This window comes from Halosimplex aquaticum (assembly GCF_028747785.1).
Lineage (GTDB): Archaea > Halobacteriota > Halobacteria > Halobacteriales > Haloarculaceae > Halosimplex > Halosimplex aquaticum.
The window spans coordinates 2,725,732-2,752,622 of sequence record NZ_CP118158.1 but is presented as its reverse complement, the minus strand read 5'-3'; the positions used below and the strand labels follow the sequence as shown (position 1 = coordinate 2,752,622).

At 68.9% G+C, this 26,891-nt stretch carries 29 protein-coding genes; 21 read left to right on the top strand and 8 right to left on the bottom strand.

Going from position 1 to position 26,891, the window contains the following annotated elements; genetic code table 11:
* The first annotated feature begins 490 nt into the window (after positions 1 to 490).
* From hisB to PSC72_RS13850, 4 genes are all read left to right on the top strand, one after another.
* Positions 491 to 1,078, top strand: a complete 588-nt coding sequence (gene hisB, locus PSC72_RS13865; protein WP_274321999.1) for an imidazoleglycerol-phosphate dehydratase HisB — start codon at positions 491 to 493, stop codon at positions 1,076 to 1,078.
* A 104-nt stretch (positions 1,079 to 1,182) separates the two neighbouring features.
* Entirely contained in the window at positions 1,183 to 1,671 is a 489-nt protein-coding gene (locus PSC72_RS13860; protein ID WP_274326180.1) for an amino acid-binding protein, read from the top strand.
* A gap of 112 nt (positions 1,672 to 1,783) precedes the next feature.
* Positions 1,784 to 2,836, top strand: a complete 1,053-nt coding sequence (locus tag PSC72_RS13855; RefSeq protein ID WP_274321998.1) for a YhjD/YihY/BrkB family envelope integrity protein — start codon at positions 1,784 to 1,786, stop codon at positions 2,834 to 2,836.
* 25 nt (positions 2,837 to 2,861) lie between these two features.
* Positions 2,862 to 3,482 (top strand): IMPACT family protein, encoded by a 621-nt coding sequence (locus tag PSC72_RS13850; protein WP_274321997.1) that lies wholly within the window; start codon positions 2,862 to 2,864, stop codon positions 3,480 to 3,482.
* 186 nt (positions 3,483 to 3,668) lie between these two features.
* On the opposite strand, the gene PSC72_RS13845 is transcribed toward PSC72_RS13850, so the two are convergent.
* Together PSC72_RS13845 and PSC72_RS13840 are read right to left on the bottom strand one after the other, a co-directional pair.
* Entirely contained in the window at positions 3,669 to 5,048 is a 1,380-nt protein-coding gene (locus PSC72_RS13845; RefSeq protein WP_274321995.1) for a hemolysin family protein, read from the bottom strand.
* A 148-nt stretch (positions 5,049 to 5,196) separates the two neighbouring features.
* Entirely contained in the window at positions 5,197 to 5,787 is a 591-nt protein-coding gene (locus PSC72_RS13840) for a type IV pilin (RefSeq protein WP_274321994.1), read from the bottom strand.
* Positions 5,788 to 5,876: 89 nt separating this feature from the next.
* Here PSC72_RS13840 and PSC72_RS13835 point away from each other — a divergent pair, with 89 nt between their 5' ends.
* The 4 genes from PSC72_RS13835 to PSC72_RS13820 all read left to right on the top strand — a co-directional run bounded on the left by PSC72_RS13835 (position 5,877) and on the right by PSC72_RS13820 (position 8,807).
* A complete protein-coding gene (locus tag PSC72_RS13835) occupies positions 5,877 to 6,146 on the top strand; it encodes a glutathione S-transferase N-terminal domain-containing protein (protein WP_274321992.1) in 270 nt (89 codons plus the stop codon).
* Positions 6,146 to 6,661, top strand: a complete 516-nt coding sequence (locus PSC72_RS13830; protein WP_274321991.1) for a redoxin domain-containing protein — start codon at positions 6,146 to 6,148, stop codon at positions 6,659 to 6,661. The genes PSC72_RS13835 and PSC72_RS13830 overlap by 1 nt, the downstream gene beginning before the upstream one ends.
* Before the next feature lie 494 nt (positions 6,662 to 7,155).
* Entirely contained in the window at positions 7,156 to 8,148 is a 993-nt protein-coding gene (locus PSC72_RS13825; protein WP_274321990.1) for a ring-cleaving dioxygenase, read from the top strand.
* A 74-nt stretch (positions 8,149 to 8,222) separates the two neighbouring features.
* Positions 8,223 to 8,807 (top strand): L-threonylcarbamoyladenylate synthase, encoded by a 585-nt coding sequence (locus PSC72_RS13820; RefSeq protein ID WP_274321989.1) that lies wholly within the window; start codon positions 8,223 to 8,225, stop codon positions 8,805 to 8,807.
* 81 nt (positions 8,808 to 8,888) lie between these two features.
* Here the strand turns inward: PSC72_RS13820 and PSC72_RS13815 are convergent, their stop codons facing one another.
* Positions 8,889 to 9,542, bottom strand: a complete 654-nt coding sequence (locus PSC72_RS13815; RefSeq protein ID WP_274321988.1) for a CRISPR-associated protein Cas4 — start codon at positions 9,540 to 9,542, stop codon at positions 8,889 to 8,891.
* Positions 9,543 to 9,639: 97 nt separating this feature from the next.
* Positions 9,640 to 10,239, bottom strand: coding sequence for a conditioned medium-induced protein 4 (locus tag PSC72_RS13810; protein ID WP_274321987.1), 600 nt, complete (start codon positions 10,237 to 10,239; stop codon positions 9,640 to 9,642).
* A 175-nt stretch (positions 10,240 to 10,414) separates the two neighbouring features.
* On the opposite strand from PSC72_RS13810, the gene PSC72_RS13805 reads away from it, so the two are divergent.
* Entirely contained in the window at positions 10,415 to 12,619 is a 2,205-nt protein-coding gene (locus PSC72_RS13805; RefSeq protein WP_274321986.1) for a heterodisulfide reductase-related iron-sulfur binding cluster, read from the top strand.
* Between the two features lie 36 nt (positions 12,620 to 12,655).
* On the opposite strand, the gene PSC72_RS13800 is transcribed toward PSC72_RS13805, so the two are convergent.
* Complete coding sequence (locus tag PSC72_RS13800) at positions 12,656 to 13,588, bottom strand: glycosyltransferase (protein ID WP_274321985.1); 933 nt, start codon at positions 13,586 to 13,588, stop codon at positions 12,656 to 12,658.
* 128 nt (positions 13,589 to 13,716) lie between these two features.
* On the opposite strand from PSC72_RS13800, the gene PSC72_RS13795 reads away from it, so the two are divergent.
* Entirely contained in the window at positions 13,717 to 14,448 is a 732-nt protein-coding gene (locus tag PSC72_RS13795; protein ID WP_274321984.1) for a competence/damage-inducible protein A, read from the top strand.
* Positions 14,449 to 14,542: 94 nt separating this feature from the next.
* Complete coding sequence (locus PSC72_RS13790) at positions 14,543 to 14,764, top strand: hypothetical protein (protein ID WP_274321983.1); 222 nt, start codon at positions 14,543 to 14,545, stop codon at positions 14,762 to 14,764.
* Between the two features lie 51 nt (positions 14,765 to 14,815).
* On the opposite strand, the gene PSC72_RS13785 is transcribed toward PSC72_RS13790, so the two are convergent.
* The 3 genes from PSC72_RS13785 to PSC72_RS13775 all read right to left on the bottom strand — a co-directional run bounded on the left by PSC72_RS13785 (position 14,816) and on the right by PSC72_RS13775 (position 16,675).
* Positions 14,816 to 15,355, bottom strand: coding sequence for a GNAT family N-acetyltransferase (locus tag PSC72_RS13785; protein ID WP_274321982.1), 540 nt, complete (start codon positions 15,353 to 15,355; stop codon positions 14,816 to 14,818).
* A complete protein-coding gene (locus tag PSC72_RS13780; protein WP_274321981.1) occupies positions 15,355 to 15,963 on the bottom strand; it encodes a GNAT family N-acetyltransferase in 609 nt (202 codons plus the stop codon). Before PSC72_RS13780 ends, PSC72_RS13785 begins: the two co-directional genes overlap by 1 nt.
* A gap of 64 nt (positions 15,964 to 16,027) precedes the next feature.
* Positions 16,028 to 16,675, bottom strand: coding sequence for a DedA family protein (locus PSC72_RS13775; RefSeq protein WP_274321980.1), 648 nt, complete (start codon positions 16,673 to 16,675; stop codon positions 16,028 to 16,030).
* Between the two features lie 166 nt (positions 16,676 to 16,841).
* On the opposite strand from PSC72_RS13775, the gene hemB reads away from it, so the two are divergent.
* From hemB to glyS, 10 genes are all read left to right on the top strand, one after another.
* Positions 16,842 to 17,873: a porphobilinogen synthase gene (gene hemB / locus PSC72_RS13770; protein ID WP_274321979.1), complete on the top strand. Its 1,032-nt coding sequence runs from the start codon at positions 16,842 to 16,844 to the stop codon at positions 17,871 to 17,873.
* A 78-nt stretch (positions 17,874 to 17,951) separates the two neighbouring features.
* Positions 17,952 to 18,752: a hypothetical protein gene (locus PSC72_RS13765; RefSeq protein WP_274321978.1), complete on the top strand. Its 801-nt coding sequence runs from the start codon at positions 17,952 to 17,954 to the stop codon at positions 18,750 to 18,752.
* 395 nt (positions 18,753 to 19,147) lie between these two features.
* A complete protein-coding gene (locus tag PSC72_RS13760; RefSeq protein WP_382261864.1) occupies positions 19,148 to 20,557 on the top strand; it encodes an ammonium transporter in 1,410 nt (469 codons plus the stop codon).
* Positions 20,550 to 20,915 (top strand): P-II family nitrogen regulator, encoded by a 366-nt coding sequence (locus tag PSC72_RS13755; protein WP_274321976.1) that lies wholly within the window; start codon positions 20,550 to 20,552, stop codon positions 20,913 to 20,915. The genes PSC72_RS13760 and PSC72_RS13755 overlap by 8 nt, the downstream gene beginning before the upstream one ends.
* A 6-nt stretch (positions 20,916 to 20,921) precedes the next feature.
* Entirely contained in the window at positions 20,922 to 21,392 is a 471-nt protein-coding gene (locus tag PSC72_RS13750) for an Lrp/AsnC family transcriptional regulator (RefSeq protein ID WP_274321975.1), read from the top strand.
* 427 nt (positions 21,393 to 21,819) lie between these two features.
* Positions 21,820 to 23,181 carry an ammonium transporter gene (locus tag PSC72_RS13745; protein ID WP_274321974.1) on the top strand — a complete coding sequence of 454 codons (1,362 nt, stop codon included), beginning with the start codon at positions 21,820 to 21,822 and terminating at the stop codon, positions 23,179 to 23,181.
* A 5-nt stretch (positions 23,182 to 23,186) separates the two neighbouring features.
* The gene (locus PSC72_RS13740) at positions 23,187 to 23,642 is read left to right on the top strand and encodes a P-II family nitrogen regulator (RefSeq protein ID WP_274321973.1); all 456 of its coding nucleotides are present in this window, start codon (positions 23,187 to 23,189) and stop codon (positions 23,640 to 23,642) included.
* Positions 23,643 to 23,682: 40 nt separating this feature from the next.
* Positions 23,683 to 24,144: an Lrp/AsnC family transcriptional regulator gene (locus tag PSC72_RS13735; protein WP_274321972.1), complete on the top strand. Its 462-nt coding sequence runs from the start codon at positions 23,683 to 23,685 to the stop codon at positions 24,142 to 24,144.
* A gap of 97 nt (positions 24,145 to 24,241) precedes the next feature.
* Positions 24,242 to 25,090, top strand: coding sequence for a CBS domain-containing protein (locus tag PSC72_RS13730; RefSeq protein WP_274321971.1), 849 nt, complete (start codon positions 24,242 to 24,244; stop codon positions 25,088 to 25,090).
* Entirely contained in the window at positions 25,087 to 26,883 is a 1,797-nt protein-coding gene (glyS, locus tag PSC72_RS13725; protein WP_274321970.1) for a glycine--tRNA ligase, read from the top strand. Before PSC72_RS13730 ends, glyS begins: the two co-directional genes overlap by 4 nt.
* Positions 26,884 to 26,891 lie beyond the last annotated feature (8 nt).

Sequence of the window (26,891 nt, the reverse complement as noted above, 5' to 3'; positions counted from 1 at the left end):
TCGCCGGGGCCGAGCAGGCGAGCACACAGCTCGCCGTCGGACCCTCGGATCGCGTTGTGGTACGCCTCCGGCGTCGGACAGACCTCGACGCCGGTGGGATATCGATCCACCGTTCTACCGGGCGCCTCTCGGCGACAGATAGGTGGGGCGGAGTAACCTCTTAACCGATCGTGTGCATACGTACTCATGCTCTTTCCACCTTGGGAAGGGCATCCCCGCCGGTGTCCTCGCACCGGCGGTCGATACCGCAGAGCGGGGATGCTGGATAGGGACATATCCACTATAATGTATTAAACGACAGCCATATCACCGGAGTGAAAGTAAAGTGGCAATGGACCGCCAGATCCATCTCGTACAGACCAGAAACCGTCCTCAACAGCAATCTCGGGCAGTTGGATCGAGGTGAAAGTAGTACCCCGGTTAAACACGAACCGCTCTTGGGCGCGGGGTAGCACAATCGCCTTGTACCAGGCTCGCGTCTGTTCGGGACATGACTCAGCGGACGGCGGCGGTGACCCGCGAGACCGCCGAGACGGCCATCGAGGTGACGCTCGACGTCGACGGCGACGGCGACGCCACCGTCGACACCGGGATCGGCTTTTTCGATCACATGCTCGGGTCGTTCGCCACGCACGGCCTGTTCGACCTCACCGTCCAGTGCGACGGCGACCTGGAGGTCGACGACCACCACACCGTCGAGGACGTGGCGATCACTCTCGGCGAGGCGTTCACGGAAGCGCTGGGCGACAAGCGCGGCATCCGCCGGTTCGCCGACCGGCAGGTCCCCCTCGACGAGGCCGTCGCGTCGGTCGTCGTCGACGTGAGCGGGCGCCCGTACTTCGACTTCGACGGCGAGTTCTCCCAGGACGCCGTCGGGGAGATGACGAGCCACATGGCCCAGCACTTCCTGCGCTCGCTGGCGATGAACGCCGGGCTGACGCTCCACGCCGGCGTCGAAGGCGAGAACGCCCACCACGAGGTCGAGGCGCTGTTCAAGTGCCTGGCTCGCGCGCTCGACGACGCCACGCGGATCGACGAGCGCCGCGGCGACGTGGCCAGCACGAAAGGCGAGCTATAATGAGCGGCGACGACAGCGACGGCGCCGGGGCCGACGACGCCGACGCCGCCGGAAGCGACGGCCGCGGGGACGTGGACGCCGAAACGGCCACCTTCGACGCGATCATGGAGAAGTTCGCCGACTCGCCGAGCCAGCAGGCCGTCATCCGACTCATCCTGGAGCGCGGCTTCTCGGTCAACGACGAGGGCCGCGTTGTCTCCGGCGGCATAGAGATCCCCAACACCGGCATCGCCCGCGAGATCGACGTGGACCGCCGGGTCGTCGACGCCACCACCGACGCAATCCTCGCCGACGACCAGTTGCGGCGGATCTTCCAGAACATCTCCGCGATCCCGAGCCTGATGGACCTCGCGCCGGTGCTGGACCTGACGGCGCTGGCGATCACCGTCCGCGACGCCGAGGAGTCGGGCATCGTCGCCACGGTCACGAGCGCGATCGCGGACCGCGGCATCTCCATCCGCCAGACCATCAGCGAGGACCCCGAGTTCACCGACGAACCGAAGCTCTACGTCATCACCGACGGCGAGATCCCGGGCGACCTCCTGAACGAGATCCGCGGGATGGCGTTCGTCCACAAGATCGAGTTGCGCTGAGCGCCGGTGGCGGCCCGTCGCGGGCCCGCGCTGCCCGCCGCCGCCGGTTCGCGGCCGCGGCCCCTGCGTCCGTCGGCCCCCTCGTTTTCAGACTCGGACCCGTAAGCGAGCCATGTCCGCGTTTCGACGAGCGGCGACGCTGGCTCGCGCGGTCGTCCGGGAGGCGCGCGCCGAGCGGCTGACGTTCATGGCGGGGAGCATCGCCTACCACGCGTTCGTCTCCCTGCTCCCGTTCATGCTGGTCGTGCTGCTGCTGGTCACGTCGGTCGACGACCAGGCGACGGCCGTCGACGTGCTCGACGCCATCGGCACCTACCTCTCGCCGAACGCCAGCGGACTGTTGACCCGGACAGTCACCGAGGCGACCGAGCGGACCAGCCTCTCCCTGCTCGGCGTCGGCGTCCTCCTCTGGGGTACGATCAAGATCTTCCGCAGCCTCGACGCGGCGTTCTCGAACATCTACGACCTCGACCACCGGAAGTCCGTCGTCGACACCTTCCGCGACGCCGTCGTCGCCCTGCTCGCCGTCGGCGCCGGGCTCCTCGTCGCCGGCGCGATCGGATCGGTCCTCTCGTTCGGCCCCGGACCGCTCGGTCGGGTCCTCAACCGCATCGTCTCGACGGTCAGCCTCGTGGTCGTCTTCCTCCCGCTGTTCTACCTCTTCCCCGACGAGGACGTGTCGGTCAGCGAGGTCGTCCCGGGAACGGTGTTCGCGGCCGCCGGCTGGACCGTCCTGGAGTATCTCTTCCGGTACTACGTCGCGGTCGCGGGCGTCGGCGAGCGCTACGGCGTCGTCGGCACCATCGTCCTGCTCGTGACGTGGCTGTACTTCAGCGGCTTCGTCATCCTGATCGGCGGCGCCCTGAACGCCGTACTCGGCGGTCGAACGGCCGACGTCGCCGAGTACGGCTGGGGCGAAAACGACGCGGCGAAGTCCCGGTCGCCCTTCGGGGACGAACTGGAAGCCGTCGGCGAGGCGCTCGCCGCCGGGCACTCGCTCACGCTCCGCGTCGGCGACACCGAAGTGACGCTCCCGCCGCCCGACGAGTACGAGGCGGAGGTGTCGGCTCCGAACCGCCCGGACAGTCTCGGCGGCGACGAAGTGGAGGGGCACCTCGACCTGACGTGGGTCCGGGGGCGGTCGGGCGGCGACGATGAGGTCTAAGAGCCACCGGCGCGAACGGCGAGCCGTGACAGACGAACGCGGCACGAGCGACGAGCCCTACCGGACTGTCGCCGGACGGGGGGAGGCCCGGTTCGAGGTGCGCGGTTCGGAGTTCATCGGCCACGTCGCTCCCGCTCGCACCGTCGAGGCCGCCGAGTCGTTCGTCGCCGCGGTCCGCGAGGAGTACGACGACGCCACGCACAACGTCCCTGCCTACCGCGTGCGGGCCGACCCCTTCCGGGAGTGGACAAGCGACGACGGCGAGCCCTCCGGCTCGGCGGGCGACCCCGCGCTGAACGTCCTCCAGCAGGAAGAGGTCGAGAACGTCGTCGCCGTCGTCACCCGCTACTACGGCGGGACGAACCTGGGCGTCGGCGGGCTCGCACGGTCGTACTCCCGGGCGGTCAAAGACGGTCTCGACGCCGCCGGCACGGTGACCGAACGCCCCCAGGAGGCCTTCTCGGTCGCCGTCGACTACGACGACTCCGGCACCGTCCGGGGCATCCTGGAGAGCGCCGGCGCCGAGTTCGACGCCGACTACGCCGAACGCGCGTCCTTCGACGTGCGCGTCCCCATCGAAGACGGCGACGCGCTCCGCGACCGACTCCTGAGCGCGACGAGCGGACGCGCCGACATCGAACAGTGACCGGATCCATGCCCCGGGAGAGGGTCGCTGAGGTCGAACAGATATCCGCCTATCTGTCCGTCTCCCGTAGCTACTCAGGACAGTTCCAGTCGAAACGGTGGCCTTCAAGACGAGGTGGTCAGACGAGCGGCCACCCGCAGTCGGTTCCGCGGACCGGGGCAGAAGCGGGCGGTCGACGCGGGCCGGTCACTCGGGCTGGGCCTCGCCGGTGTCGGCTTCGAGTTCCTCTTCGCTGGGGGTTTCGTCGGGGTCGTAGTCCTCGGTGCGGGTGACGCGGGCTTTCATGATCCGGGTGTTCTCGACGCCTTCGACGGTGATCTCGATGCCGTCGTACTCGATCACTTCGCCCTCCTCGACGAGGCGGCCGGCGAGGTTGAAGATGAACCCGGCGATGGTCTCGAACTCCTCGCCCTCGGGGATGTCGATCTCCAGGGCCTCGTTGACCTCCTCGATGTTGACCTCGCCCTTGACGACGACGGTGTCGTCGCCGACGTACTCGATCGGTTCGTCCTCGCCGCCTTCGAGGATCTCGCCGACGATCTCCTCGGTGAGGTCCTCCATCGTCACGAGGCCCTCGGTCGTCCCGAACTCGTCGATGACGATGACCATGTGCAGGCGCTCGTCGCGCATCTCCGTCAGGAGTTCGTCGACGTTCTTCGACTCGGGGACGTGCAGCGTCGGCTCGATGAGGTCTTCGAGTTCGAGGTCGCCGTCCTCTGTCTCGCCGTAGTTCTGGTCGCGGACCAGATCGCGGATGTTGACGACGCCGATGACGTTGTCGAGACTCCCCTCGTAGACGGGCAGACGGGCGTGGCCGCTGTGGATGCACTGCTCGATGGCCTCCGAGATAGAGGCGTCCGTCGAGATGGCGTCCATGTCCAGGCGCGGCGTCATCACCTCTTTGGCGATGGTGTTGTTGAACCGCAGGGTGCGCTGGAGCATCTCGCGTTCCTCCTCTTCCAGCACGCCCTCGCGCTCGCCCGTCTCGATCATCTCTCGGATCTCGTCGCGGGTGACGTACGACTCCTCGATGGCCGAGCGGCCGCCCGTTACCTTGTTCACGATCCGGGTGAGGTAGTCGAACAGGACGATGAGCGGCAGGAGGACGTACTCGGACATCTTCAGCGGGCGCGAGACCCGCAGCGCCCACGATTCGGTGTTCTCGACGGCGTAGGACTTGGGCGCGCTCTCGCCGAACAGCAGGACGATGGCGGTGATGCCGAAGGTGGCGGCCGCGACGGCCTGCCCCTGGCTCAAGTAGAGGCCGAACAGCCCCGTCGCGATGGAGGACATCGCGATGTTGACGAGGTTGTTCCCGACGAGGATCGTCACCAGGAGCCGGTGCGGGTCGGCCTTGAGTCCCTTGAGGGTATTCGCCCCGCGGCGCCCCTCCTCGACGAGCCCCTCGATGCGGTGGGAGGGGAGCGAGAACATCGCGATCTCGGACGAGGAGAAAAACGCCGAGAGCCCGATCAGGACGACGATCAGGAGCACTCCGGCTGTCGCGACGACGCTCTTCTGGACCACGTATCCGTAGACGTTGAGATCGGTCTGTGCGATCGGCATCACTTGCGACCACGCCGCTGCGGGTATACCCATCGACGCCAAGACTTGTCGTGGGGCGGAATTAAGGCTTGTCATACCGGACCCCCATTTCGGCCGGCAAACCGGCCGAAGAGGGCCGTTTCGGGTGGAGATCGGGGGATCCCGCCGGTCACGAGGCGGCCACCTCGACGGTCGCGACGGTCGCGCCGCTCGGCCAGTGGACGATGCGGACCGTCGCATCGTCGCCCGATCGCACGTCGAACTCGTGCTGTGCGATCCGGAGCGACGCGGCCTCGCCGCTCTCCCATCGGCCATCGCCGTGAGCGGCGTCGAGTTCGCCGTCGACACCGGCGTACGTCCGGTCGAACAGATCCGCCCCACGGCGGTGTTCGTCCGTGAGCCGCCGCGTCGGGAACCCGCGCAGTCTCGCGCGCTCGCCCGACCGTTCGAGTTCGACGACGACTGCTAGGTCCGAGACGACGAGCGTCTCACCGGCCTCGTGGACGACCCGGAGTCGCTGGCCGGACGGCCAGCCGTCGGTCGCCGACAGCTCCGCGCTCAGGTGAACCTGGGGCGCGGCCGCGGGGCGGGCGTGGTTCAGGCCGACCACGGCCAGCGAGACCGACGCCAGGAGCGCCGTTATCCCGACCAGGACTACCACGCCGACGACCGGACTCGTCGCTCGATCGGTGTGGGCGTCACCGGTCGGGGATCGGACGCCGGTCGCGGGGCGAGGGCCGGATGGGCGACGGTCGGTCACGCGCCGGGCTGGTCGCCCGTTCGCCCTTAAATTTCGGGGTCGCCGACGGCGAAGCGCTTACCCGGCCGTTGGCCGTACTTCCCGGTGAGATGAGCGAGCCAGCCATCACGTTCTACCGGTTGCAGGCCTGTCCGTTCTGCGAGCGGGTCACCAGGAAGCTCGATGAGTACGACCTGGACTACCGCTCGCGGTTCGTCGAACCGATGCACAGCGACCGCGACGTCGTCCAGCGCCTCACGGGCAAGCGCACCGTGCCCGCCATCGTCGACGAGTCCACCGGCGTGACGATGTCCGAGAGCGCCAACATCGTCGAGTACCTCGACGCGACCTACGGCGAGCGCTCGAAGGGGGGTGCCTGATGGACCTCGACTTCGACGTCGTCGACCTCCCCGAGACTGACCACCCAGAGGAGGGCGACCGCGTCCCCGACTTCGAGCGCCCGCTCGTCAACGAGGAGTACTGGGAGGACGTCTCCCTCTCCGAGTTGACCGACGAGCAGCCCGTCGTCCTCGTGTTCCACCCGATGGACGGCGCGTTCCCGGCGACGTACGTCTGGAACGAGATCCGCGACCGGGGGTGGCTCGACCGCGATAACTGCGAGGTGGTCGGTCTGTCCATCTCCTCGCCGTACGAGCACGCCGACCTGCTGGACTCGCGGGGGGTCGACGCGCGACTCTACTCCGACCCCGGAAACGGCGTCGCCGAGCAGTTCGACATCGTCAACGACCTGGACGGCATGGCCGGCATCGAGGAGCCCCGCCCCGCCGTCTTCGCCCTCGACGAGGAGCGGGTCGTCCAGTACGCCTGGGTCGCCTCCCAGTGGCCCGAGTTCCCCGACTACGACGAAGTCGGCGAGGTCATCGAGGAGTTGTGACCCCAGGCGTCGTTTCGGCGATTCTGTGACTGGATACCGTGCGGTGGCGCGCGCTGTCGCGGCGTTCATGCCGCGACGAAGCCGTGCGAGGGATGAGGAGCGCAGCGAAGCGAGCACCGCAGTCGGTTGGGGAGGTGTGTGGCGCGGTGCTGTGCGGGGCGGTACGGTCCTGGCGGACTGAAAGGGCGAGGCGCGCTCGCGGTGAGCGAAGCGAACGGAGTCGCCTGAGCGGGCACTATCCGAACGGAGTGAGGATATCCCGCTCAGGCGACCGCGAGAGCGAGGGCGACCGAAGGGAGACCTCGAATTCGAACGGGGAGCGTAGCGACCCGTGAGCGAGCGGCCGAGGGCTTTCATCGCTGGCTGTCTCCTGCGGTCCAGAGTACTGCTAGCGAGCGGGTTGAAGGCTTCCGATCGGGGCAATCACACAACGATATCCCGGTTACACTGATGTCAGCGCCTACTGAAGTACGAGCAGTCCATACGGAGGGGCAATGACAGACGACACGCGGACGCCGGGCATCCACCACGTCACCTGCATCGCGAGCGACCCGCAGCAGAACCTCGACTTCTGGGTCGAGACGCTGGGGCTGCGGCTCGTCAAGCGGTCGATCAACCAGGACGACCCGAGCACCTATCACTTCTTCTTCGCGGACGCGGAGGGGAACCCGGGGACGAGCATGACGTTCTTCCCCTGGGGCGAACAGACGGGCCAGGGGAAGGTCGGCTCCGGGCAAGTCTCCCGAACCGCGTTCCGCGTCCCCGAGGGGAGCCTCGACTACTGGGAGGAGCGGTTCGACGACTACGGCGTCGACTACGACGAACGCGTCGAGCGCTTCGGCGAGACGGTCCTGCCGTTCCGCGACCCGGACGGGCTCCCGGTCGAACTGGTCGAAGTCGAGATTCCCGAAGACGATCCGACCGCGCCGTGGACGGAGTTCGTCCCCGAGGAGGCGGCGATCCGCGGGTTCCACTCGGTGACGCTGTGGCTCGTCGACCCCGAGCCCACCGAGGGGCTGCTCCGGCGGATGGGCTTCGAGGAGGTCGGCACCGAACAGGCCCAGGGCGACACGCCGGGCGACCAGCGGACGCGGTTCGCCGCGCCGGGGTCGGTCGGGAAGTACGTCGACGTGTTGCCGACCGTCGAGTCCGGACGACAGGGACGGGGCACGGTCCACCACGTCGCCTTCCAGACGCCGACGGACGAGGACCAGGAAGCGATCCGGAAGGTCGCCCGCTCAGAAGGGCTGAGCCCGACGACGCAGATCGACCGCCACTGGTTCCGGTCGGTGTACTTCCGTGAACACGGCGGCGTCCTCTTCGAACTCGCCACCAACGGCCCGGGCTACGACAGCGACGAACCGCTCGACGACCTCGGGGGCCGGCTCGTCCTCCCCGGGAAGTTCGAGGGCCGACGCGAGCAGATCGAAGCGGGGCTGACCGACGTGACGATCCCGCGAGCGGAGACCGCGGACGCGGACGACTGAGCCCGGAACGGGGTCCGGGGCTGGGGGACTCCCGTCGCGTCACACTTTTCCCGACCAGTGTCGGACACTCCGACATGAGCGACGTAGCGCAGGCGGCGCGGGCGATCGAGGACGGCGAACTGGTCGTCTACCCGACGGAGACGGTCTACGGACTCGGCGCGAACGCCGTCGACGCCGACGCCGTCGAGCGGGCGTTCGAGGTGAAAGGCCGCGCGCGGGACAAGCCCGTCTCGCTGGGCGTCCCGAGCGTCGAGCGGGCACGGGAGTACACCGAGCCAACGGAGCGCGAACTGGCGTTCATGCGGGAGTTCCTGCCCGGGCCGGTCACCGTCGTCGTCGAGCGGCGCGAGTCCGTTCCGGACGTTCTCACGGCCGGACGTGACCGCGTGGGCGTCCGTGTGCCGGACCACGAGCTGGCGCTCGAACTGCTCGACGCGAGCGACGCGCCCGTGACCGCAACGAGCGCGAATCTCAGCGGAACCGGCAGCGTCCGCGAGGTCGAAGCGTTGAGTGACGAGGTCCGGGACGCCGTGAGCGTCGTGCTCGACGGCGGCCGGACCGACGGCGCGGAGAGCACCGTGGTCGACGTCCAGGCGGGCGAGATCCACCGCCGGGGAGCGATGAGCGAGGAGATCGACGCGTGGCTGGAGCGGAACTGACGGCGCCGTTTTCGGTGGCTGTGGGAGGGACGGCGCCTCAGATCGATACCGACAGCGCGTGCCACCGTCGACATCACTCCGCTATAGCATCGACTTCAGCGACCGGGTGACGACGCCGCACTGGTCCCGATAGTCACAGGGCGAGCACTTCTGGCGGTTCGACGTGCGGGAGGGCGGGCCGTCGATTGACTCCGCGGTCCGGATGGCGGATCGGTAGGTCGCCTTCCGGCGGGTCGTCAGCGGCACCTCGCGGACGATGCCGTAGGCGGGGTACTCGGCGAAGGCGGTCTCGACCGTCGTCTCGCGCTCCCAGGCCAGCGCCTTCGCCGCGGCGACCAGCCTGACGGTCTGTGGCTCCCAGACGCCCTGCTCGGGCGGCGAGCCGGCGAACACGAGTGAGGGCCGCGGCGGGCCGTCCAGCACCTTGTGCGCGACGCCACGGCACTCCCGGCCTTCCAGCACGACCTCGCGGCCGGCGGGGTCGACCAGGCCGTCCCACGCGTCGAGCGCCGCCCGTAATCGGCCCAGTCGGGAGCGGTACTGCGTCGGCGTCACCTCGATGGGCGCCGCCTGTATCTCGGGATCCGATTCGAGCAGCGCCGGGTAACGGAAGGCCAGATCCCGGCGCGCGCGGACTTCCTGTGGGATCTCCTCGTCGGCCGCGGGGTCGCGGTGGCGGTAGTAGAGCTTCCGCGGGCAGTACGCCGCCGTCGCCACGTCGCGGAACGTGTGCATAGACCGGCGTGGCCGCGCTTTCGGTCATAAATTCTCGGCGGCCCCGGCGCTGCCCGGCGACGGGAGTCCCCGGCGACAAAAAACGGTGAGCCGCTGGTCAGAACGAGACGTCGGTTTCGATGTCCTCGGCGGCCTCGTCGAGGCCGTCTTCCGTGATCTGTTCGGTGAACTGGCCGGACAGGGCGGCGTCGGTGAGGATCTCGTCGAATTCTGTCTGATAGCGGTGGTTCGCGGCCCGGGCGGCGTCCTGGGCGGCGACGACGTGCCGGTAGTGGCGGACCGTCGCTTCGTCGACACCGAACTCGGCGGCGAGCGTCTCGTCGCTCGCGTCGCGACGCCGTCGCAACTCGCAGACGTCGAACGGCGCGTCGGTGTCCTCCCCCCGGAGCAGGTGCAAGTCCATGCGTGCGCGGAACACTTCGTCCTCGGAAACGTCCAGTTCGTCGGCGATCGAAGCGTCGGACTCGTCGTCGTAGAACGCGCGGACGAGTCGGACGTACGTCGCCGTGTCGAGATCGGTCGCGAAGTCGTAGCGGCCGCCGAGCGCCTCGATTACCCCCCGCAGGCGCTCGCGGACGGCCTCCTCGTCGTCCGTCTTCGCGATAGAGCCGCGCGGCTCTTCCTGGCTCTCCGTGACCGTCCCCTCCTCGGAGACGTCCATGAAGATGTCCCGCAGTTCTTCGGTCTTGTCGTCCATCCCCGACCAAGAGTCCGGGACCGTACACATAAATAATTGTTGACACCAGAGTGTTATATAGTTGCCACGTTACTGGCGCCGACGGCGGCGAGATCGACAAACTCCGCGACGATTGCGAACCGTTGTCGTGTGAGTTCGTAGCAAGCTTTAAGCGGGCGGTTGCCCGCCATCTAGTATGTCTGTACTCCAGTCCGGAGCGCCGACGCGCCCCACGTTCTGGGGGATCGGTCCGGTCGGGAAGGCGGCCTTCTACTATCTCACCGTGCTGACCGTCGTCGTCTTCCTGCTCGGCTCGTACCGCCGGGTCGCCCGCTACGCCGAGGGCGACGCGGACCCGCTCCCGCGGCTCGACGACCTCCCCCGGCGGATCGTCGGCGCCGCCGGGACCGTCCTCTCGAACCGGACGCTGCGCGACCGCGACGTGGTCGCCGGCCTCGCCCACGCGTTCGTCCTCTGGGGGTTTCTCACCCTGCTGCTCGCGACGACGATCCTCGGCGTCGACATGGACTTCTACCGCCCGCTGGCCGGCGAGTCGTTCTTCGTCGGCGACTTCTACCTCTCGTATTCCTTCGTCGTCGACGCGATGGGCCTACTGTTCGTCGTCGGCCTCGGCGTCCTCCTCTACCGCCGCTACGGCGTCCGCCAGGGTCGCCTCTGGGGCCGCCACACCAGCGCCGAGGACGATCTCTTCGTCTGGGCGCTGTTCCTGCTCGGCGTCGGCGGCTACCTCACCGAGGGCTTTCGCATCCTCGGTCAGGGCTACCCGGACTTCGAGACGGTGAGCTTCGTCGGCTGGGGGGTCGCGGCCGCCCTCGACGGCGCGGGGATGACCCCCGCGATGGCCGAAGCCACCTATCCGCTCGTCTGGTGGAGCCACTCGCTCCTCGCGTTCGCCTTCATCGCGGCCGTCCCCATGGGCAAGCCGTTCCACATGCTCTCGTCGTACGCCAACGTCGTCACGCACGACGAGGACGCGGGCAGGCGCCTGCCGGGCGTCCCTGCCGACCTGGAGGCCACCAACGCCGAGTCCATCGACGACTTCACCTGGAAGGAACTGCTCGACCAGGACGCCTGCACCAAGTGCGGCCGCTGTTCGGCCGCCTGCCCCGCGAAGGCCTCCGGGCGCCCGCTCGACCCCCGGAACGTCATCCTGGACCTGAAGAGCTACCGCGAGGCCCGCGACGCCGGCGACGAGACGATCCCGATCGTCTCCGACGACCTCGACCCCGACCGCCCGGGCGAACTCGCCTACGACGAGGGCGGGAGCGTCATCGCCGCCGCCACGATGGAGTCCTGCATGGCCTGCATGGCCTGCATGGACGCCTGTCCCGTCGAGATCGAGCACCTCACTTCCTTCACGCGGATGAACCGCCAGCTCGTCGACCAGGGGGACCTCGACCGCAACATCCAGGACACCTTCCAGAACGTCATGCAACAGGGCAACACCTTCGGCGAGTCACAGCGCAACCGCGCCGACTGGGCCGACCCGCTCGACGCCGAGCCCGCAGACGCCCGCGAGGAGTCCGTCGAGTACCTCTGGTACGTCGGCGACTACCCGAGCTTCGACGACCGGAACAAGAAGGTCGCCCGCTCGCTCGCCCGCCTGTTCGAGGAGGCCGGCGTCGACTACGGCATCCTCTACGACGACGAGGTGTACGACGGCAACGACGTGCGCCGCGTCGGCGAGGAGTTCCTCTTCATCGAGCAGGCCGCGACGCTCGTCGACGCCTTCGACGAGTGCGAGTTCGAGAAGATCGTCTGCACCGACCCCCACGCGTTCAACACCTTCGCCAACGAGTACCCCGAGCTCGACTTCCAGGAGTTCGCCGACGACCCGATGATGGAGGTGCCCGACGAGAACTGGGCGGGCGCGCCCGTCTTCCACTGGACGCAGGTCGTCGAGGACCTCGTCGACGACGGCCGGCTCGGCCTCCGCGGCGACGAACTCGACTACACCGTCACCTACCACGACCCCTGTCACCTCGGCCGGTACAACGGCGAGTACGAGGCGCCCCGCGAGTTGGTCCGCGCGACCGGTTGCGAACTCGCCGAGATGCCCCGCAACCGCGACGACTCCTTCTGCTGCGGCGGGGGCGGTGGCGGCCTCTGGATGGAGTTCGACGAGGAGACGAAACCCAGCGAGGAACGGCTGCGCGAGGCGCTGGAGGACACCGACGCCGGGCCGACGGTCGAGAAGTTCGTCGTCGCCTGCCCGATGTGCACGACGATGTTCGAGGACGGCCGCAAGACCGGCGGCTTCGAGGGCGAGATCGAGGTCGTCGACGTGGCGGAGTTGCTGATCGAGGCCGTCGAGGTCCGGGAGGACGCCGGTGTCGCAGCCAGCGAAGCCGACGCGGCGGAGTTCCCGGCCGACGACTGAGCGCCGTCGCGTCCGGCGGCTGCGACCCCGCTCCTCTCAGCGCCGGACGCGCTCGACCACGTCGACGTCGAACCTGCTCCGCCAGCGATAGCGCCGTCCGCACCAGACGAACGTCCGGCGGAGGTGCGCGTAGACTCCCAGCGGGACCGACGCGACGAGCGACGGGAACGCCAGGAGGAACGTCGGCCTGGCGACGCCGAACCGGGCGTAGGCGGCCGCGGTGAGCGCCGTCAGGACGGCGGCCGAGCCGAGCGGGAAGGCGACGCTCAGCGCGACGATCAGGAGGACGACGGCGACCGAGGCGGCTGTCCCACCTGGGTCGTGCTGGCGGACGAGCTTGTTGAAGCGGACGTGCCGTTCGAGCGTCTCGCGGACGCTACCGCCGATCGCGACGCGACGCGTCCGATCGACCGCCGTCACGTCGAGGGCGTCCGTGAGGACCCCGTCGTCGCTGACCGTTCGCCGGAGCCGGTCGCACAGCGCCGCCTCGTCGTCGATGTCCGAGCGGTCGAACGTGACCGACCCGCCCCAGGCGTAGTCGTTCGCGTACGTGACCAGCGTGGCGCCGACCAGGTACACCGGCTCCAGCAGGACCGCGAGCGGGTCGCGACCGACGAAGACGGGGACCTCCGAGACGGGTCCGTGGACCTCGTAGTCGGCGTGGAGCGCGTCGAGCCAGTCGGGCGGGTGGTGGAAGTCGTCGTCCGTGCAGACGATCCGGTCGTGCGCGGCGGCCTCGATCCCCGCCGCGACGGCGTTGGCCTTGCCGGAACAGCCGCTCGGCTCGCCCGCGGCGACGATCCGGACGTTCGCCGGGAGCGGTCCCGTGCGGTCGGCCACCGGGTCTGTCTCGTCGTCGTGGACGACGAGCAGTTCGTCGCCGGGGTCGAGCTGGTCGGCGGCCTCCGCGCAGGCGTCGGTCCACCGCACCGTCGGCAGGATCACGCTCGTCGGCGGCCGGTCGGCCATGTCTATCACGTCGGGCTCGCGGCCAATAAGCGCCGAGCCGGAAGTGGACGGGTCGAGACGGGGCCGAATCGGAGACGGCGGGTCGGCGAGCCGGTAGCGTTTACCCGTCCGATCCCCACGTCTCGCTCATGGACGTCGCGATCGTCACCGTCGGCGACGAGTTGCTCGCGGGCGACACCGAGAACACGAACGCGACCTGGCTGGCGCGCCAGCTCGCCGAGCGCGGCGCCACGGTCACGCGGATGCTCACGATACCCGACGACCGCGCCCTGATCGCACGGTGGGTCGGCGAGTTCGCCGACGCCTTCGACGCCGTGATCGTCACCGGCGGCCTCGGCGACACGCCCGACGACGTGACCGTCGCGGCCGTCGCGGACGCCTTCGACCGGGATCTGGAGGTCCAGCCGGACGTCCGCGAGCGCATCGCCGAGAAGGCCCGACAGTTCCGCGAGGCGGACCCCGAGTACTACGAGCAGCACGACTTCGACCTCGACCTGGACGAGACGGCGGCGCTCCCCGCGGGCGCTCGCCCCATCCAGACGGAGGAGAGCTTCAATCCCGGCTGCGTCGTCGAGAACGTCTACGTCTTTCCGGGGTTCCCCGGGGAGCTGAAAGTGATGTTCGACAGCGTCGCCGACGAGTTCGGCGGCGACGCCGTCTCCGACGCGGTCGAGACGGCGACACCGGAGGGCGCGCTGAAGGACGTGCTCGACGGCGCCCGCGAGCGCTTCGACGTGGCCGTCGGGAGCTACCCCGCTCGCCGCGGCGAGCCCGGCCGCGTGAAGGTCACCGGCACCGACCCCGCCGAAGTCGAGCGAGCCATCGAGTGGGTCGACGAACGGGTGGCCGACCCCGAGTGAGCGAGCGAAAGCAGGGCCGTACGCGACTCGTTCACTCAAGCGGGGACGAACTGTTGCCTGAAAAACTTATTCTTCCGCCGAGAGTTGCGAACGTATGGACGACGACCACGGCCAGAGCGGATTAGTGGGATCCGCCGCGACGAATACCTCCGAGACGACGGCGTCGAACCTCGAGTCGCTTGGTTACGGCGTCACGGACGACGCCGAACCGGACGGCAGCGCCGGAAGTCCCACACACATCGCGATCAAGATCTTCGCGTTCGTCGGCACCGCCTTGCTCCTGGCCCTGTTCCTGCTGGGGAGCGGGCTGTTCTGACGGCCGCGGACGACTGGCGATCACTCGCGGGAGACCGAGGGAGAAGAGCTGTTAGCCGTCGTCCCACTCGCTCGCGAGCAGGCCGTACTCGACGCGGTCGACGTGCTCGCCGCCTACGTAGTAGTACTCGCGGCGCCGTCCTTCCTCGACGAATCCCACCCTGTCGAGCAGCGCCGCCGACCGGTCGTTCGTCGCGAGTCGGCCCGCGTTCAGGCGGTCGAGTCGCCGCTCGTCGAACGCGTAATCGACCAGGAGCGAGAGGGCCTCCGTGGCGTACCCCTGCCCCTCCGCGTCGGGCGCGAGCCACGCGCCGACCTCGGCCCGTCCCGAGTCCCCGTCGATGGCGAACAGCGCGCAGAATCCGAGGCGCTCGGTATCGCCGGCCTCGCCGTCGCAGATCAGCAGGCCGACCGACTCGTCGTAGCCCTCGACGTACTCCTCGCGGGTCGCCTCGCGGTTCTGGGGGTGGACGCGCGGCATCGACCGCCGGACGTCCGGGTCGTTGTGATTGCGCTGGAGGAAGTCGAGGTCCTCGTCCTCGGGCGGTCTGAGCGTAACGCGGTCGCCCCGCAGGAACACCGGACCGGGCATCAGCGGTCGCCCCCGTTCGACTCGGCGCCGCGGTCGGCGTCGGACGCGTCGTCTCGCGGTCCGTCCCAGTCGTCGGCGACGAGCCCGTACAGTTCGGCGTCGACGTACTCCCCGTCGACGTAGTACTCGTCGCGTCGCCGACCCTCGGGCTCGAAACCGACCTTCTCCAGGACGCGCCGCGATCCGTCGTTGAACGCCAGGACGCGGGCGTCGACCTTGCGGAGGCGCCGCTCGGCGAAACAGTACTCGACGAGCAGTTCCGCCGCCGCGGTCGCGTAGCCGTTGCCCTGGTGGTCGGGCGCGATCCAGTAGCCGATCTCGACGCTCCCGCGCCGTTCGTACAGGTCGAAGCAGAACGCCTCGCCGACTCGCTGGACGGACTCCGAGTCGTTCCCGCCGGCGGCGCAGACGAGGAACGTCTCGCTGTCGTCGGACTCGGTCACCTCCTCGATCCGGTCGGCGACATCGTCGGCCGAGGTCGGCGCGCCGCCGCCGAAGCCGGAGCGGACCGCCGGGTTGTTCGCGTGCCGCTGGAGGAACTCGTAGTCGGACTCCTCGACTGGACGGAGCGTGACGCCGTCGCCGCGGAGGAAGACGGGGCCTGGCATACCGGCGAGTCGCGGGGCCGGGGCGAAAGCGTTTGGGTGGTCTGGGAACCGTTCGCGCGACCGCTCAGAAGAAGTTCAGGAGGCCGAGCGAGACGGCGTAGTGGTACGCCACGGCGAGCCACGCCTCGAAGATGAGCGTGCCGACCGCCGAGAGGGCGGCGAACTCCCGGACGTCCATCTCGGCGACGCCGGCGGGGACGGTCAGCATGCCGCGCGTGAACAGGAGGGCGTTGCTGACGAGCACGGCCCACTTGCCCCAGCGGTCGAACCAGCCGTCGAAGCGGTCGAGTTTGGACTCCTCGATGCGGAACCACGGCTTCTGGAGGAGCCACTCCCGGCCGCCGCGCTTGGCGAGGAGGAACAGCGAGACCTGACCGACCGTCGCGCCGACCGTCGCGACGGCGAAGATGAGGGCGATCGTGCCCCACTCGTACCCCGCGGGCTCGGTCGCCAAGAGTTCGATCGCGCCGGGGACGAGCGCCTCGCTGGGCGCGAAGTACAGCAGCATCGCGCCTTCGAGGACGAAGATCGGGAGCAGCGCGGGGAGGCCGTAGTCGTCGATGATCCGCTGGGCGAACGCCTCGTCGCCGAAGACGAACAGGAGCACGCCCGCGACCGCGAGCGCGAAGAAGAACCCGGCGACGAGTATCAGGCCGTAGTCCTCGGCGAACCCGCGCAGTCGGGACCGGTCGGCCGATTCCAGTGATGCCATTCGTCTGACCGGTCGGAGCGTCCGGGCCAAATGTCTTCCGTTACTCGGCGTCACCGCCAACGCGATGCGCCTCTCGCGCGTCACGCCGGAGCGGTTCGAGTAAGACCGGTCGGCAACCAGGTCGCCAGCCGGTGCCCTAATTACCGAGAGGCGACGACAACGGGGTATGAACCTCACACGCCGCCCGCGTCGGCTCCGGAGCGACGGCGTCCGCCCGCTGGTCCGCGAGACGGACCTGTCGGCGTCGGACCTGGTCGCGCCCGTGTTCGTCGACGCGACGACCGACGAGCGCGTCCCGATCGAGTCGATGCCCGGTCACGAGCGGGTGCCCGTCGACCAGGCCGTCGAGCGGGTCCGCGAAGTCCTGGAGACCGGCGTCGAGGCCGTCATCGTCTTCGGGATCCCCGAGTCGAAAGACGCGGAGGGGTCGCGGGCGTGGGCCGACGACGGCGTCGTCCAGCGGGCCGTCCGGGCGATCACCGACGAGACCGACGCGTACGTCATCACCGACGTGTGCCTCTGCGAGTACACCGAGCACGGCCACTGCGGGGTGCTCACGAGCGAAGCGAGGGAGCGCTCGGAAGAGCGAAGCTCTTCCGGTGGTATCGAAGACGGCGCCCGCGAGGACCCGCACATGACCGTCGACAACGACCGGACGCTCGACCTGCTCGCGGAGACGGCCGCCTCTCACGCCGAGGCCGGGGCGGACATGATCGCGCCCTCCAGCATGACCGACGGGATGATCGGCGCGATCCGCGGGGCGCTGGACGAGTGCGGATTCGAGTCGACGCCGATCATGAGCTACGCCGCGAAGTACGAGTCGGCCTTCTACGGTCCCTTCCGCGACGCCGCCGACGGCGCGCCGGCGTTCGGCGACCGCCGGCACTACCAGATGGACCCCGCCAACGGCCGGGAAGCGATGCGCGAGGTCGCCCTCGACGTCGAGGAGGGCGCGGACGTGCTGATGGTCAAGCCCGCGCTGCCGTACCTCGACGTGGTCGCGGACGTGCGCGAGAACTTCGATCACCCCGTCGCCGCGTACAACGTCTCCGGCGAGTACGCGATGCTCCACGCGGCGGCCGAGAAGGGGTGGCTGGACCTGGAAGCCGTCGCGTACGAGTCGCTGCTGTCGATCAAGCGCGCCGGGGCGGATATCATCGTCACCTACTTCGCCGAGGACGTGGCCGAGCGGCTGTAGCGAGCGGCTGTTGCGGGCGATACGAGCGGCGGCCACGCACCAACACTTAACTCGTCGCGCGCGGGATACCGGCAGGTAATGACCAGCGACGAGGGAGCGAACGCGGCCAGACTGCTCACGTTCGACGCGTACACCGACGACACGGCACCCGACTACGACGGACTCGCCGTCGCGTACGTGACGGTCGTCTCGGCGCTGCTCGTCGCGATGACCGTCGGCGTCGTCTGGGTCCTCGAAGACGGCGTCGTGGGCCGGCTCGCGGCGGACGGGTTCGGCTACGGCGGCCCCTTCGAGTCCGTCGTCGTGGGCTTCGGCGTCCTCGCTGTGAGCGCAGCCGTGCTCGCCGCCGGCCGCTACGCGAGCGTCAGGGCGATCGACGGGAATCACGCGCCGACGGCGGTCGGCGTGACCCTCGTCCAGGTCGCCGTCTACGGCGTACTGGCGACGGTCGCCCTCGAGGTGTTCGTCGTGATCGTCACCGACCGACTGCTGCTCGTCGGTGGCGCCGCGGCGACGGGGCTGGCGGTCCTCGGTGCGCTCGCCGTGCTCGCGACCGACTGGGACCTCTCGTGGACCGCCAGCGCGGCCGTCGTCGTCCTCGGCATCGCCGGGCTGCTCGCGCTGGTCTCCGCGTTCGTCTGGGACGCCAGCACCGACGGCTTGCTCTGGTGGACCTACCTGCGCATCTGGGACGTGATCAAGTACGTCTGCGCGCCGGCGTTTTTCGGCCTCGCGTACGTCCACGACGTCTGGCGCGTCTCCGAGCGCGGCCTCTCGCCGACCGTCGGCGCGATGGCGACCTACACCGCCGTCGCCGGGCTGTTCCTGATCCCAATCGAGTACGTCGTCGGCGCGGTCAAGCTGGCGAGGGAGAACTGATCTCGGCCCGAGCGGAGCCGCAGTCGGCCGATCGTACAGCCACCGCACACGACCACTCACACGGCCACCGCGCACGAACGAGAACGGGCCCGGCCCCGCCTGATCGGCCCGGCACCGGCCGACGAACGTCAAATTCGAACCGGACGTTCGTCCGCATTTCTGGACGAACGATGACCTATTATCCATAATATCGTTGGATAGTTCTGACGCGTGTCTCGTTCTCGGGGAAAATTTCCAATTATTTCAAGCATAACCTTATGTGGCAGGATTCCATGAGGTCCAACCGAGATGATAGCCACGAACGTAGTGAGATTCGGTGGAAAGGTAGACGTTCATCAAAATTCTGCGAGCCGTCTCGTCGGGATGGGGGTGGCGCGCTGATGGCGGGGGCGCTGCTGGCGCCGGCGGTCGACGCGGCGCTGCAGTTGGGGCCGGGGCCGGTCTCCAACAGCGTCAACTACGTCTGGATCCTTGTCGTGTGTTTCCTGATCTTCTTCATGCAGCCCGGCTTCGCGCTGCTGGAGAGCGGCCAGGTCCGCGCGAAGAACGTCGGGAACGTCCTGATGAAGAACATGACCGACTGGACGCTGGGCGTGCTCGTCTTCTTCCTCCTCGGGGCGGGCGTCAGCGCGCTCGTCGCCCAACTGACCTCGGGGGCCGCGTTCGACCTCACGGGCGCGTTCGGCCACATGGCCGCGCCCGGCGAGAGCGGCACCGGCTGGATCGACTGGTTCTTCGGCGCCGTCTTCGCGATGACGGCGGCGACCATCGTCTCCGGCGCCGTCGCCGAGCGGATGGACTACAAGGCGTACGTCTTCGTCGCCGCGGCGATGACGGCGGTCATCTACCCGGTCGTGACCGGCCTGACGTGGGGCGGCGGGCTGCTCGCCCTCGGTGACACGCCGGGGTACCTCGCCGACGCTATCGGCGCCGGCTACCTCGACTTCGCCGGTGCGACCGTCGTCCACATGGTCGGCGGCGTCGCCGGCCTCGTCGGCGCGAAGATGGTTGGGCCGCGCGCCGGTCGCTTCGACGCGAACGGCAACAGCCAGCCGATCCCCGGCCACTCGATGCTGCTCGCAGTGCTCGGGACGCTGTTCCTCGCGTTCGGCTGGTACGGCTTCAACGTCGGCACGCAGGCGACCGTCCTCACCGAGGGCGGCGTCTTCATGGGCGGCGCGCTCGGCCGCGTCGTCCTGAACACGACGCTCGGCATGGGCGCCGGCGGCGTCGCGGCCATGCTCGTCTCCTCGGCCTGGCAGGGCAAGCCCGACCCGCTGTGGGCGGCCAACGGCCTGCTCGCCGGCCTCGTCGCCGTCACCGGCGCGGTCCCGCACGTCACGTGGTGGGGCGGGCTCCTGCTGGGCGGGCTCGCCGGCGCGCTCGTCCTGCCGACCTACCGCTGGGTCGTCGACTCCCTAAAGATCGACGACGTCTGCGGCGTCTTCGCGGTCCACGGCAGCGCGGGCGCCATCGGGACGATCCTGATCCCCGTTCTCGCGGCCGGCAGCGGCGGGGTCGCCGTCCTTGGTGACCCCTGGACGTTCCTCGGTGTCGACCAGCTGATCATGCAGGTGGTCGGCGTCGCCGTCATCACCGTCTGGACGGTCCTGGCGACCGCGGTCGCGTTCAAGATCGCCGACGTCCTCTTCGGCCTGCGCGTCTCCGAGGAAGAGGAGGAGATCGGCCTCGACGAGAGCGAACACGGCGTCTCGACGTACCCCGAGTTCGTCGCCGGCGGCAGCCGGGAGGGGCCGACCGTGAGCGCCGATGGAGGGGTTCAGGGGGGTGTCTCCGATGACTGACGAACCCGACGACGGCGAGATCAAGATGGTCGTCGCGGTCGTCCGCCCGGACAAACTGGGCGACGTGAAACAGGCGCTGGCCGAGGCGGGCGCGCCGTCGCTGACGGTGACGAACGTCTCCGGTCGCGGCTCTCAGCCCGCCAAGACAGGCCAGTGGCGCGGCGAGGAGTACGTCGTCGACTTACACCAGAAGGTGAAAATCGAGTGCGTCGTCGCCGACATCCCCGCGCAGGACGTCGTCGACGCCATCGCCGAGGCCGCCCAGACGGGCGAACCCGGCGACGGCAAGATCTTCGTCCTCCCCGTCGAGGACGCGGTCCAGGTCCGGACGGGCGACTCCGGGCCGGAGGCGGTCTGACGCTCGATGTCCGCGGACATCGACGACACGGACCGGCGGATACTCGACGCCCTGCTGGACAACGGGCGCGCCAGCGCGAGCGAGCTGGCCGAGACCGTCGGGATCGCCACGGCGACGGCGACAAAGCGACTCCAGCGATTAGAGGAGTCCGCCGTCGTCGACGGCTACCAGCCCGAGGTCGACTACGAGGCGTTCGGCTACGAGGTGACCGCGGTCTTCCGCCTCGACGTTGCCGGGTCCGGACTCGCGGCGGTGGTCGACGACCTCCGCGACGCCGGTCACATGATCGGCGTCTACGAGGTCACCGGCGGCGACGACGTGGTCGCCATCGGCAAGTTCGAGAGCACCGAGGCGATGAACGCCCAGATCAAGGACCTGCTGACTCACCCGGAGGTGCGCTCGGCCCGGACGAGCATCGCCCTCGAGACGGTCTGCGAGTACGAACCGGTGCCCGTGGGCGCCGCCGAGGGAGAGTAGCCGGCGGTCGCCGGCAAGCAACCACCGGTCGCCAGCCAGTGGCCGCCGACCGCCGGTCGACGGTCGCGACGATGGCACCTGATCACTTTTTCGGCCGTCTCCGATCGGATCGTCACGACGACCGCGCGAGAGGTCGACACCCCCGTTTTCGCGGTTTTTGCCGGATCCACTGGTTGACGAGCGTCCAGATCCGCGGGACATCGGTGTCCGGTTTCTGGACAGAGTACAACCTTAAACACGTAATACTCTGCCATAATTTTGACGAGCGTCTACGGGAGCCCTGAAATATTCGTCATTGTAAAGCCAACCCTTATAGGGTACGATTCCGCACAGTTCTCCCGTACTCTCCGAAACGTTCGGAGTGAAAAGACGCGTTCGACTGGACGATTCGGAACAAATCTCCCGAGACGACGCAACGATACAAACCATGCTCGAACCCACCGCGCTACAGACCGACACGCAGACGCTGATCGACGCGATAAACAACATGTGGATACTGGTAGTCACGTTTCTCATCTTCTTCATGCACGCCGGCTTCGCCATGCTAGAGGCGGGGCAGGTGCGCTCGAAGAACGTCTCTAACCAGTTGACGAAGAACCTGCTCACCTGGAGCATCGGCGTGACGGTGTTCTTCCTGATAGGTGCCGGCGTGGACAGCCTCGTCGGTGGCGCCGGCTTCTCACCGGCATTCGCTGCCGAGTCAGCCGCTGACTGGATCGGCTGGCTCTACGGCGCCGTCTTCGCGATGACGGCGGCGACCATCGTCTCCGGGGCGGTCGCCGGCCGGGCGAAGCTCCGCGCGTACGTGACCTACACGATTCTGCTCGCGGCGGTCATCTACCCCGTCGTCTCCGGGATGGCCTGGTACGCGACCGGCCTGCTCGGCGCTGACGGCGCCGTCGGCTCGGCCGTCGGCATGGCCTTCACCGACTTCGCGGGCGGGACGGTCGTCCACGCGATGGGCGGCATCGCCGGCCTGACGGCGGCGTGGGTGCTCGGCCCGCGCATCGGCCGGTTCAACGACGACGGCTCGGCGAACGTCATCCCCGGTCACTCGATGACCTTCGCCGTGCTCGGCACGCTGATGCTCGCGTTCGGCTGGTACGGCTTCAACGTCGGCACCTCGGCGATCTTCAACACCGAGAACGCCTTCCTCGCCGACCAGCTCGGCCGCGTCGCGATGACGACCACCATCGCGATGGCATGCGGTGCGATGGGCGCCGGGCTGGTCGCCTGGGCCAAGACCGGCAAGGTCGACACCCTGTACGTCGCCAACGGGCTGCTCGCCGGCCTCGTCGGCATCACGGCGATTCCCCACACGACGACGTGGTGGGGCGCGTTCCTCGTCGGCGGCCTCGCCGGCGCGCAGCTGCCCGTCGTCTTCTCGTTCGTCGAGAAGCGCCTGAACATCGACGACGTCTGCGCGGTCTTCCCCGTCCACGGGAGCGCCGGCGTCCTCGGGACGCTCATGTACTCGTTCGTCGCGACCGAGGCCTGGAACGGCTTCACGCCCGACGTCGGGTTCATGATCGAGGGCTTCATCGCCCAGTTCGCGGGCGTCGCCATCATCGCGGCCTGGACGGTCCTCACCACGGGCCTCATCTGGGGCGCGTTCAAGGCGCTCGGTCAGGCCCGCGTCAGCCGCGAACACGAGCAGGAAGGGCTCGACGGCAGCGAACACGGCATCGAGACCTACCCCGAGTTCGGCGACGAAGGCACTGCGGTCGCCGACGGTGGCACGGTACGGACGGACGGCGGCGTAGTTCCCGCGGATCGTCGGAGCGACTGAGACACATGGACGACCAGAACACCGACCTCGACGGCATCGACGCGGACGACCAGCGACACTCTGACACGAACATGCACGAACACGACATCCGAACCGACGGAGGAGAAGCGAACGACGGAGAGATCAAGATGGTCGTCGCGATGGTGCGACCGGACAAACTGGGCGACGTGAAACAGGCGCTCGCGGAGATCGGCGCGCCGTCGCTGACGGTGACGAACGTCTCCGGTCGCGGCTCCCAGCCCGCCAAGAAGGGCCAGTGGCGCGGCGAGGAGTACGTGGTCGACCTACACCAGAAGGTGAAAATCGAGTGCGTCGTCGCCGATATCCCCGCGCAAGACATCGTCGACGCCATCGTCGAGGGCGCCAACACCGGCGAGAAGGGCGACGGGAAGGTCTTCGTCCTCCCCGTCGAGAGCGCGACCCAGATCCGCACGGGCAAGACCGGCCGGGACGCCGTTTGAGGGTCCCGTGCCCCCCGCTCTCTCAGAACGAACGCGACCGATGATCGACATCGACGACATCGACAGGCAGCTGGTGGACGGGCTCCTGGCCGACGGCCGGGCGAGCGCGAACGAGCTCGCCGACTCGGTCGGGATCGCGACCGCGACGGCGACCAAGCGCATCCGCGCGCTCGAAGACGCCGGGGTCATCGAGGGGTACCGCGCCGACGTCGACTACGCCGGGTTCGGCTACGAGGTGACGGCAGTCTTCCGCCTCGACGTGACCGGTGACGGGCTCGGTGAGGTCGTCGCGGACCTGCGCGACACCGGCCACATGATCGGCGTCTACGAGGTCACCGGCGGCGACGACGTGGTCGCCATCGGCAAGTTCGAGGACACCGACGCGCTGAACGCACAGATCAAGGACGTGCTCACCCACTCCCGGGTCGAGTCGGTCTCGACGAACGTCGTGCTCGACACCGTCTGCGAGGACGACCCGGTGGCCGTCACTGCCGTGGAGTGACGACGGGCCCGCCCGCGCTCACGGGGTAGAAGTGAGTCGGTCCCGCGAGCGGGGAAGTGTAAGGTCTTAGTATTTGGGACTGGGAGTACGCTGTACTATGAACGTCGCAGACGTAATGACGCCCCGCGAGGACCTCGTCACGGTCGAGTTACCCGGCACCCGGGACGACGTCCTCGAGTACCTCCAGGAGCGGGCCTTCTCCTCGGTCCCCGTCGTCACCGACGGCGACGACGGCGAGGAGTTCCGCGGGCTCGTCTCCCGCGACGCGCTCATCGACGAGCCCGACGAGGACCAGCTCGCCATGCTCGTCGAGGAGGTCCCGACCACCGGCGCCGACGCGACGCTGGAGGAACTCGCGGCGCTGATGCTCGACGAGAACGCGCGCCGGGTGCCCGTCGTCGACGGCCGCCTCGAAGGGATCGTCACTATCACCGACGTCGTCCGCGCCATCGCCACCGGCGACGTGAACGGCGACGTCACCGTCGACGGGCTCGCTCGCCGGGACGTCAACTGCGTCTACGAGGACGCGCCCCTCCCGGTCGCCGAGCGCGAACTCTCCCACGCCGACGTGCCCTACGGCGTCGCGCTCGACGACCTCGGCGAGACCAGCGGGATGATCACCGAGGTCGACATCATCGACGTCGCCCGCGTCGTCGAGGGTGAGGAGGAGACCGGCGACAGCCTCGCCGCCGACGACGACGACTGGAAGTGGGAGAGCGTCAAGGCCGTCGGCAGCCGCTACATGCCCACCCGGAACGTCGAGATCCCGGCCGGCCCCGTCTCCGAGTTCATGACCGCCGACTTGGTCACCATCAGCGGCCGGCGCACGGCCCAGGACGCCGCACAGCTGATGATCGAACACGACATCGAGCAGATCCCGCTGATCGCCGGCGACGAGCTGGAGGGCATCGTCCGGGACATGGATCTGCTGGAGGCGCTTCGATGAGCGAGGAGGGCGACTACGACCTCGCCGAACTCGCCAAGCGCCGCGGCTTCTTCCTGCAGAGCGCCGGCGCCTACGGAGGCGTCTCCGGCTTCTATACTTTCGGTCCCCAGGGCGCCAGCCTCAAGGACAACATCGAGAACGTCTGGCGCGAGCGGTTCACCGTCCGCGAGGGCAACATGGAGATCGACGCGCCCACCGTGATGCCCGAGCCCGTCTTCGAGGCGTCGGGCCACCTCGACGGCTTCGACGACATGCTCGTCGAGTGTCCCGAGTGCGGGGAGTCCCACCGCGCCGACCACATCGTCGAGGACAACACCGACTACGAGGAAGCGGAGGGCCTCGGCCCCGAGCGCGTCGGCGAGATCATCGCCGAGTACGAACTGGTCTGTCCCAACTGCGGCACCGGTCTGGCCGGCCAGGCCATCGAGGACTTCAACCTCATGTTCGAGACGAACATCGGCCCCGGCAGCTCCTCGCCGGGCTACCTGCGCCCGGAGACCGCACAGGGCATCTTCGTCGAGTTCCCGCAGCTCAAGGAGTACGCCCGCAACCAGCTCCCCTTCGGCGTCACCCAGATCGGCCGGGCCTACCGCAACGAGATCAGCCCGCGGAAGTCGCTGCTGCGCGTCCGGGAGTTCACCCAGGCCGAGCTCGAACTGTTCGTCGACCCCGAGGACGGCGAGGGTCCCGACCTCGCGAGCGTCGCGGACGTCGTCGCTCCCTTCTACGGCGTCGACCAGCAGGAACAGGACGGCGGCGAACCGCTGGAACTGCCCGTCGGCGAGGCCCACGAGCGCGGCCTCGTCGCCGACCCGTGGATCGCCTACTACCTCGGCGTGGCCGCGGAGTGGTACGAGTCCATCGGCGTCGACATGGACCGCTTCCGGTTCCGCCAGCACCTCAGCGGCGAGCGCGCCCACTACGCCGCGGACTGCTGGGACGCCGAGGCCGAGGTCGACGGCGACTGGATCGAACTCGCCGGCTTCGCCTACCGCTCGGACTACGACCTCTCGAAACACGACGAGTACTCCGACGAGGACTACACCGTCTTCCGCCAGTACGACGAACCGGTCACGGTCGAACAGCCCACCGTCGATCCGGACATGAGCTACCTCGGGCCGGAGTTCGGCGGCGCCGCCGGCGACGTGGCCGACGCGCTGGAGGACCTGGCCGCGGAGGACCCCGACGCGTTCCGCGACGCCGCCGAGGACCCCGAGGGCGACGGCACCGTCACCGTCGAGGTCGGCGGCGACTCCCACGAGGTGCCCGTCGAGCAGACCGGTTTCGCCGTCGAGGAGGTCACGGAGTCCGGTGAGCACATCCTGCCCCACGTCGTCGAGCCGTCGCTCGGCATCGACCGCGCGCTGTACACCGTCCTCGACCACTGCTACCGCGAGGACGAGATCGACGGCGAGGAGCGGACCTTCCTCGAACTCCCGGCCGCGGTGGCGCCGACGACGGTCGGCGTCTTCCCGCTGATGGACCGCGACGGCCTGGGCGAGCGCGCCCGCGAGGTCGCCGCGGACCTGCGCGAGCGGGGCCTCTCGGTCGCGTACGACGACTCGGGCGCCATCGGCCGGCGCTACCGCCGCCAGGACGAGGTCGGCACCCCGTTCTGCGTCACCGTCGACTACGCGACCATCGGCGAGGCGCGCGACGAGGACGAGGGCGAGCCCGGCACGGTCACCGTGCGCGAGCGCGACACGACTGCCCAGCGCCGGCTTCCCATCGACGAACTGCCCGAGACGCTCGAAGCGCTCCGGGACGGCGACCTGGCGTTCGACGAGCTGTAGCCCAGCGA

What these genes read in the sequence shown, in the direction of transcription:
- hisB (WP_274321999.1), top strand. Translation starts at nt 491, where the DNA reads ATGACTCAGCGGACGGCGGCGGTGACCCGCGAGACCGCCGAGACGGCC.
- PSC72_RS13860 (WP_274326180.1), top strand. Translation starts at nt 1,183, where the DNA reads ATGGAGAAGTTCGCCGACTCGCCGAGCCAGCAGGCCGTCATCCGACTC.
- PSC72_RS13855 (WP_274321998.1), top strand. Translation starts at nt 1,784, where the DNA reads ATGTCCGCGTTTCGACGAGCGGCGACGCTGGCTCGCGCGGTCGTCCGG.
- PSC72_RS13845 (WP_274321995.1), bottom strand. Translation starts at nt 5,048, where the DNA reads ATGCCGATCGCACAGACCGATCTCAACGTCTACGGATACGTGGTCCAG.
- PSC72_RS13835 (WP_274321992.1), top strand. Translation starts at nt 5,877, where the DNA reads ATGAGCGAGCCAGCCATCACGTTCTACCGGTTGCAGGCCTGTCCGTTC.
- PSC72_RS13830 (WP_274321991.1), top strand. Translation starts at nt 6,146, where the DNA reads ATGGACCTCGACTTCGACGTCGTCGACCTCCCCGAGACTGACCACCCA.
- PSC72_RS13825 (WP_274321990.1), top strand. Translation starts at nt 7,156, where the DNA reads ATGACAGACGACACGCGGACGCCGGGCATCCACCACGTCACCTGCATC.
- PSC72_RS13820 (WP_274321989.1), top strand. Translation starts at nt 8,223, where the DNA reads ATGAGCGACGTAGCGCAGGCGGCGCGGGCGATCGAGGACGGCGAACTG.
- PSC72_RS13815 (WP_274321988.1), bottom strand. Translation starts at nt 9,542, where the DNA reads ATGCACACGTTCCGCGACGTGGCGACGGCGGCGTACTGCCCGCGGAAG.
- PSC72_RS13810 (WP_274321987.1), bottom strand. Translation starts at nt 10,239, where the DNA reads ATGGACGACAAGACCGAAGAACTGCGGGACATCTTCATGGACGTCTCC.
- PSC72_RS13805 (WP_274321986.1), top strand. Translation starts at nt 10,415, where the DNA reads ATGTCTGTACTCCAGTCCGGAGCGCCGACGCGCCCCACGTTCTGGGGG.
- PSC72_RS13800 (WP_274321985.1), bottom strand. Translation starts at nt 13,588, where the DNA reads ATGGCCGACCGGCCGCCGACGAGCGTGATCCTGCCGACGGTGCGGTGG.
- PSC72_RS13795 (WP_274321984.1), top strand. Translation starts at nt 13,717, where the DNA reads ATGGACGTCGCGATCGTCACCGTCGGCGACGAGTTGCTCGCGGGCGAC.
- PSC72_RS13790 (WP_274321983.1), top strand. Translation starts at nt 14,543, where the DNA reads ATGGACGACGACCACGGCCAGAGCGGATTAGTGGGATCCGCCGCGACG.
- PSC72_RS13785 (WP_274321982.1), bottom strand. Translation starts at nt 15,355, where the DNA reads ATGCCCGGTCCGGTGTTCCTGCGGGGCGACCGCGTTACGCTCAGACCG.
- PSC72_RS13780 (WP_274321981.1), bottom strand. Translation starts at nt 15,963, where the DNA reads ATGCCAGGCCCCGTCTTCCTCCGCGGCGACGGCGTCACGCTCCGTCCA.
- PSC72_RS13775 (WP_274321980.1), bottom strand. Translation starts at nt 16,675, where the DNA reads ATGGCATCACTGGAATCGGCCGACCGGTCCCGACTGCGCGGGTTCGCC.
- hemB (WP_274321979.1), top strand. Translation starts at nt 16,842, where the DNA reads ATGAACCTCACACGCCGCCCGCGTCGGCTCCGGAGCGACGGCGTCCGC.
- PSC72_RS13765 (WP_274321978.1), top strand. Translation starts at nt 17,952, where the DNA reads ATGACCAGCGACGAGGGAGCGAACGCGGCCAGACTGCTCACGTTCGAC.
- PSC72_RS13755 (WP_274321976.1), top strand. Translation starts at nt 20,550, where the DNA reads ATGACTGACGAACCCGACGACGGCGAGATCAAGATGGTCGTCGCGGTC.
- PSC72_RS13750 (WP_274321975.1), top strand. Translation starts at nt 20,922, where the DNA reads ATGTCCGCGGACATCGACGACACGGACCGGCGGATACTCGACGCCCTG.
- PSC72_RS13745 (WP_274321974.1), top strand. Translation starts at nt 21,820, where the DNA reads ATGCTCGAACCCACCGCGCTACAGACCGACACGCAGACGCTGATCGAC.
- PSC72_RS13740 (WP_274321973.1), top strand. Translation starts at nt 23,187, where the DNA reads ATGGACGACCAGAACACCGACCTCGACGGCATCGACGCGGACGACCAG.
- PSC72_RS13735 (WP_274321972.1), top strand. Translation starts at nt 23,683, where the DNA reads ATGATCGACATCGACGACATCGACAGGCAGCTGGTGGACGGGCTCCTG.
- PSC72_RS13730 (WP_274321971.1), top strand. Translation starts at nt 24,242, where the DNA reads ATGAACGTCGCAGACGTAATGACGCCCCGCGAGGACCTCGTCACGGTC.
- glyS (WP_274321970.1), top strand. Translation starts at nt 25,087, where the DNA reads ATGAGCGAGGAGGGCGACTACGACCTCGCCGAACTCGCCAAGCGCCGC.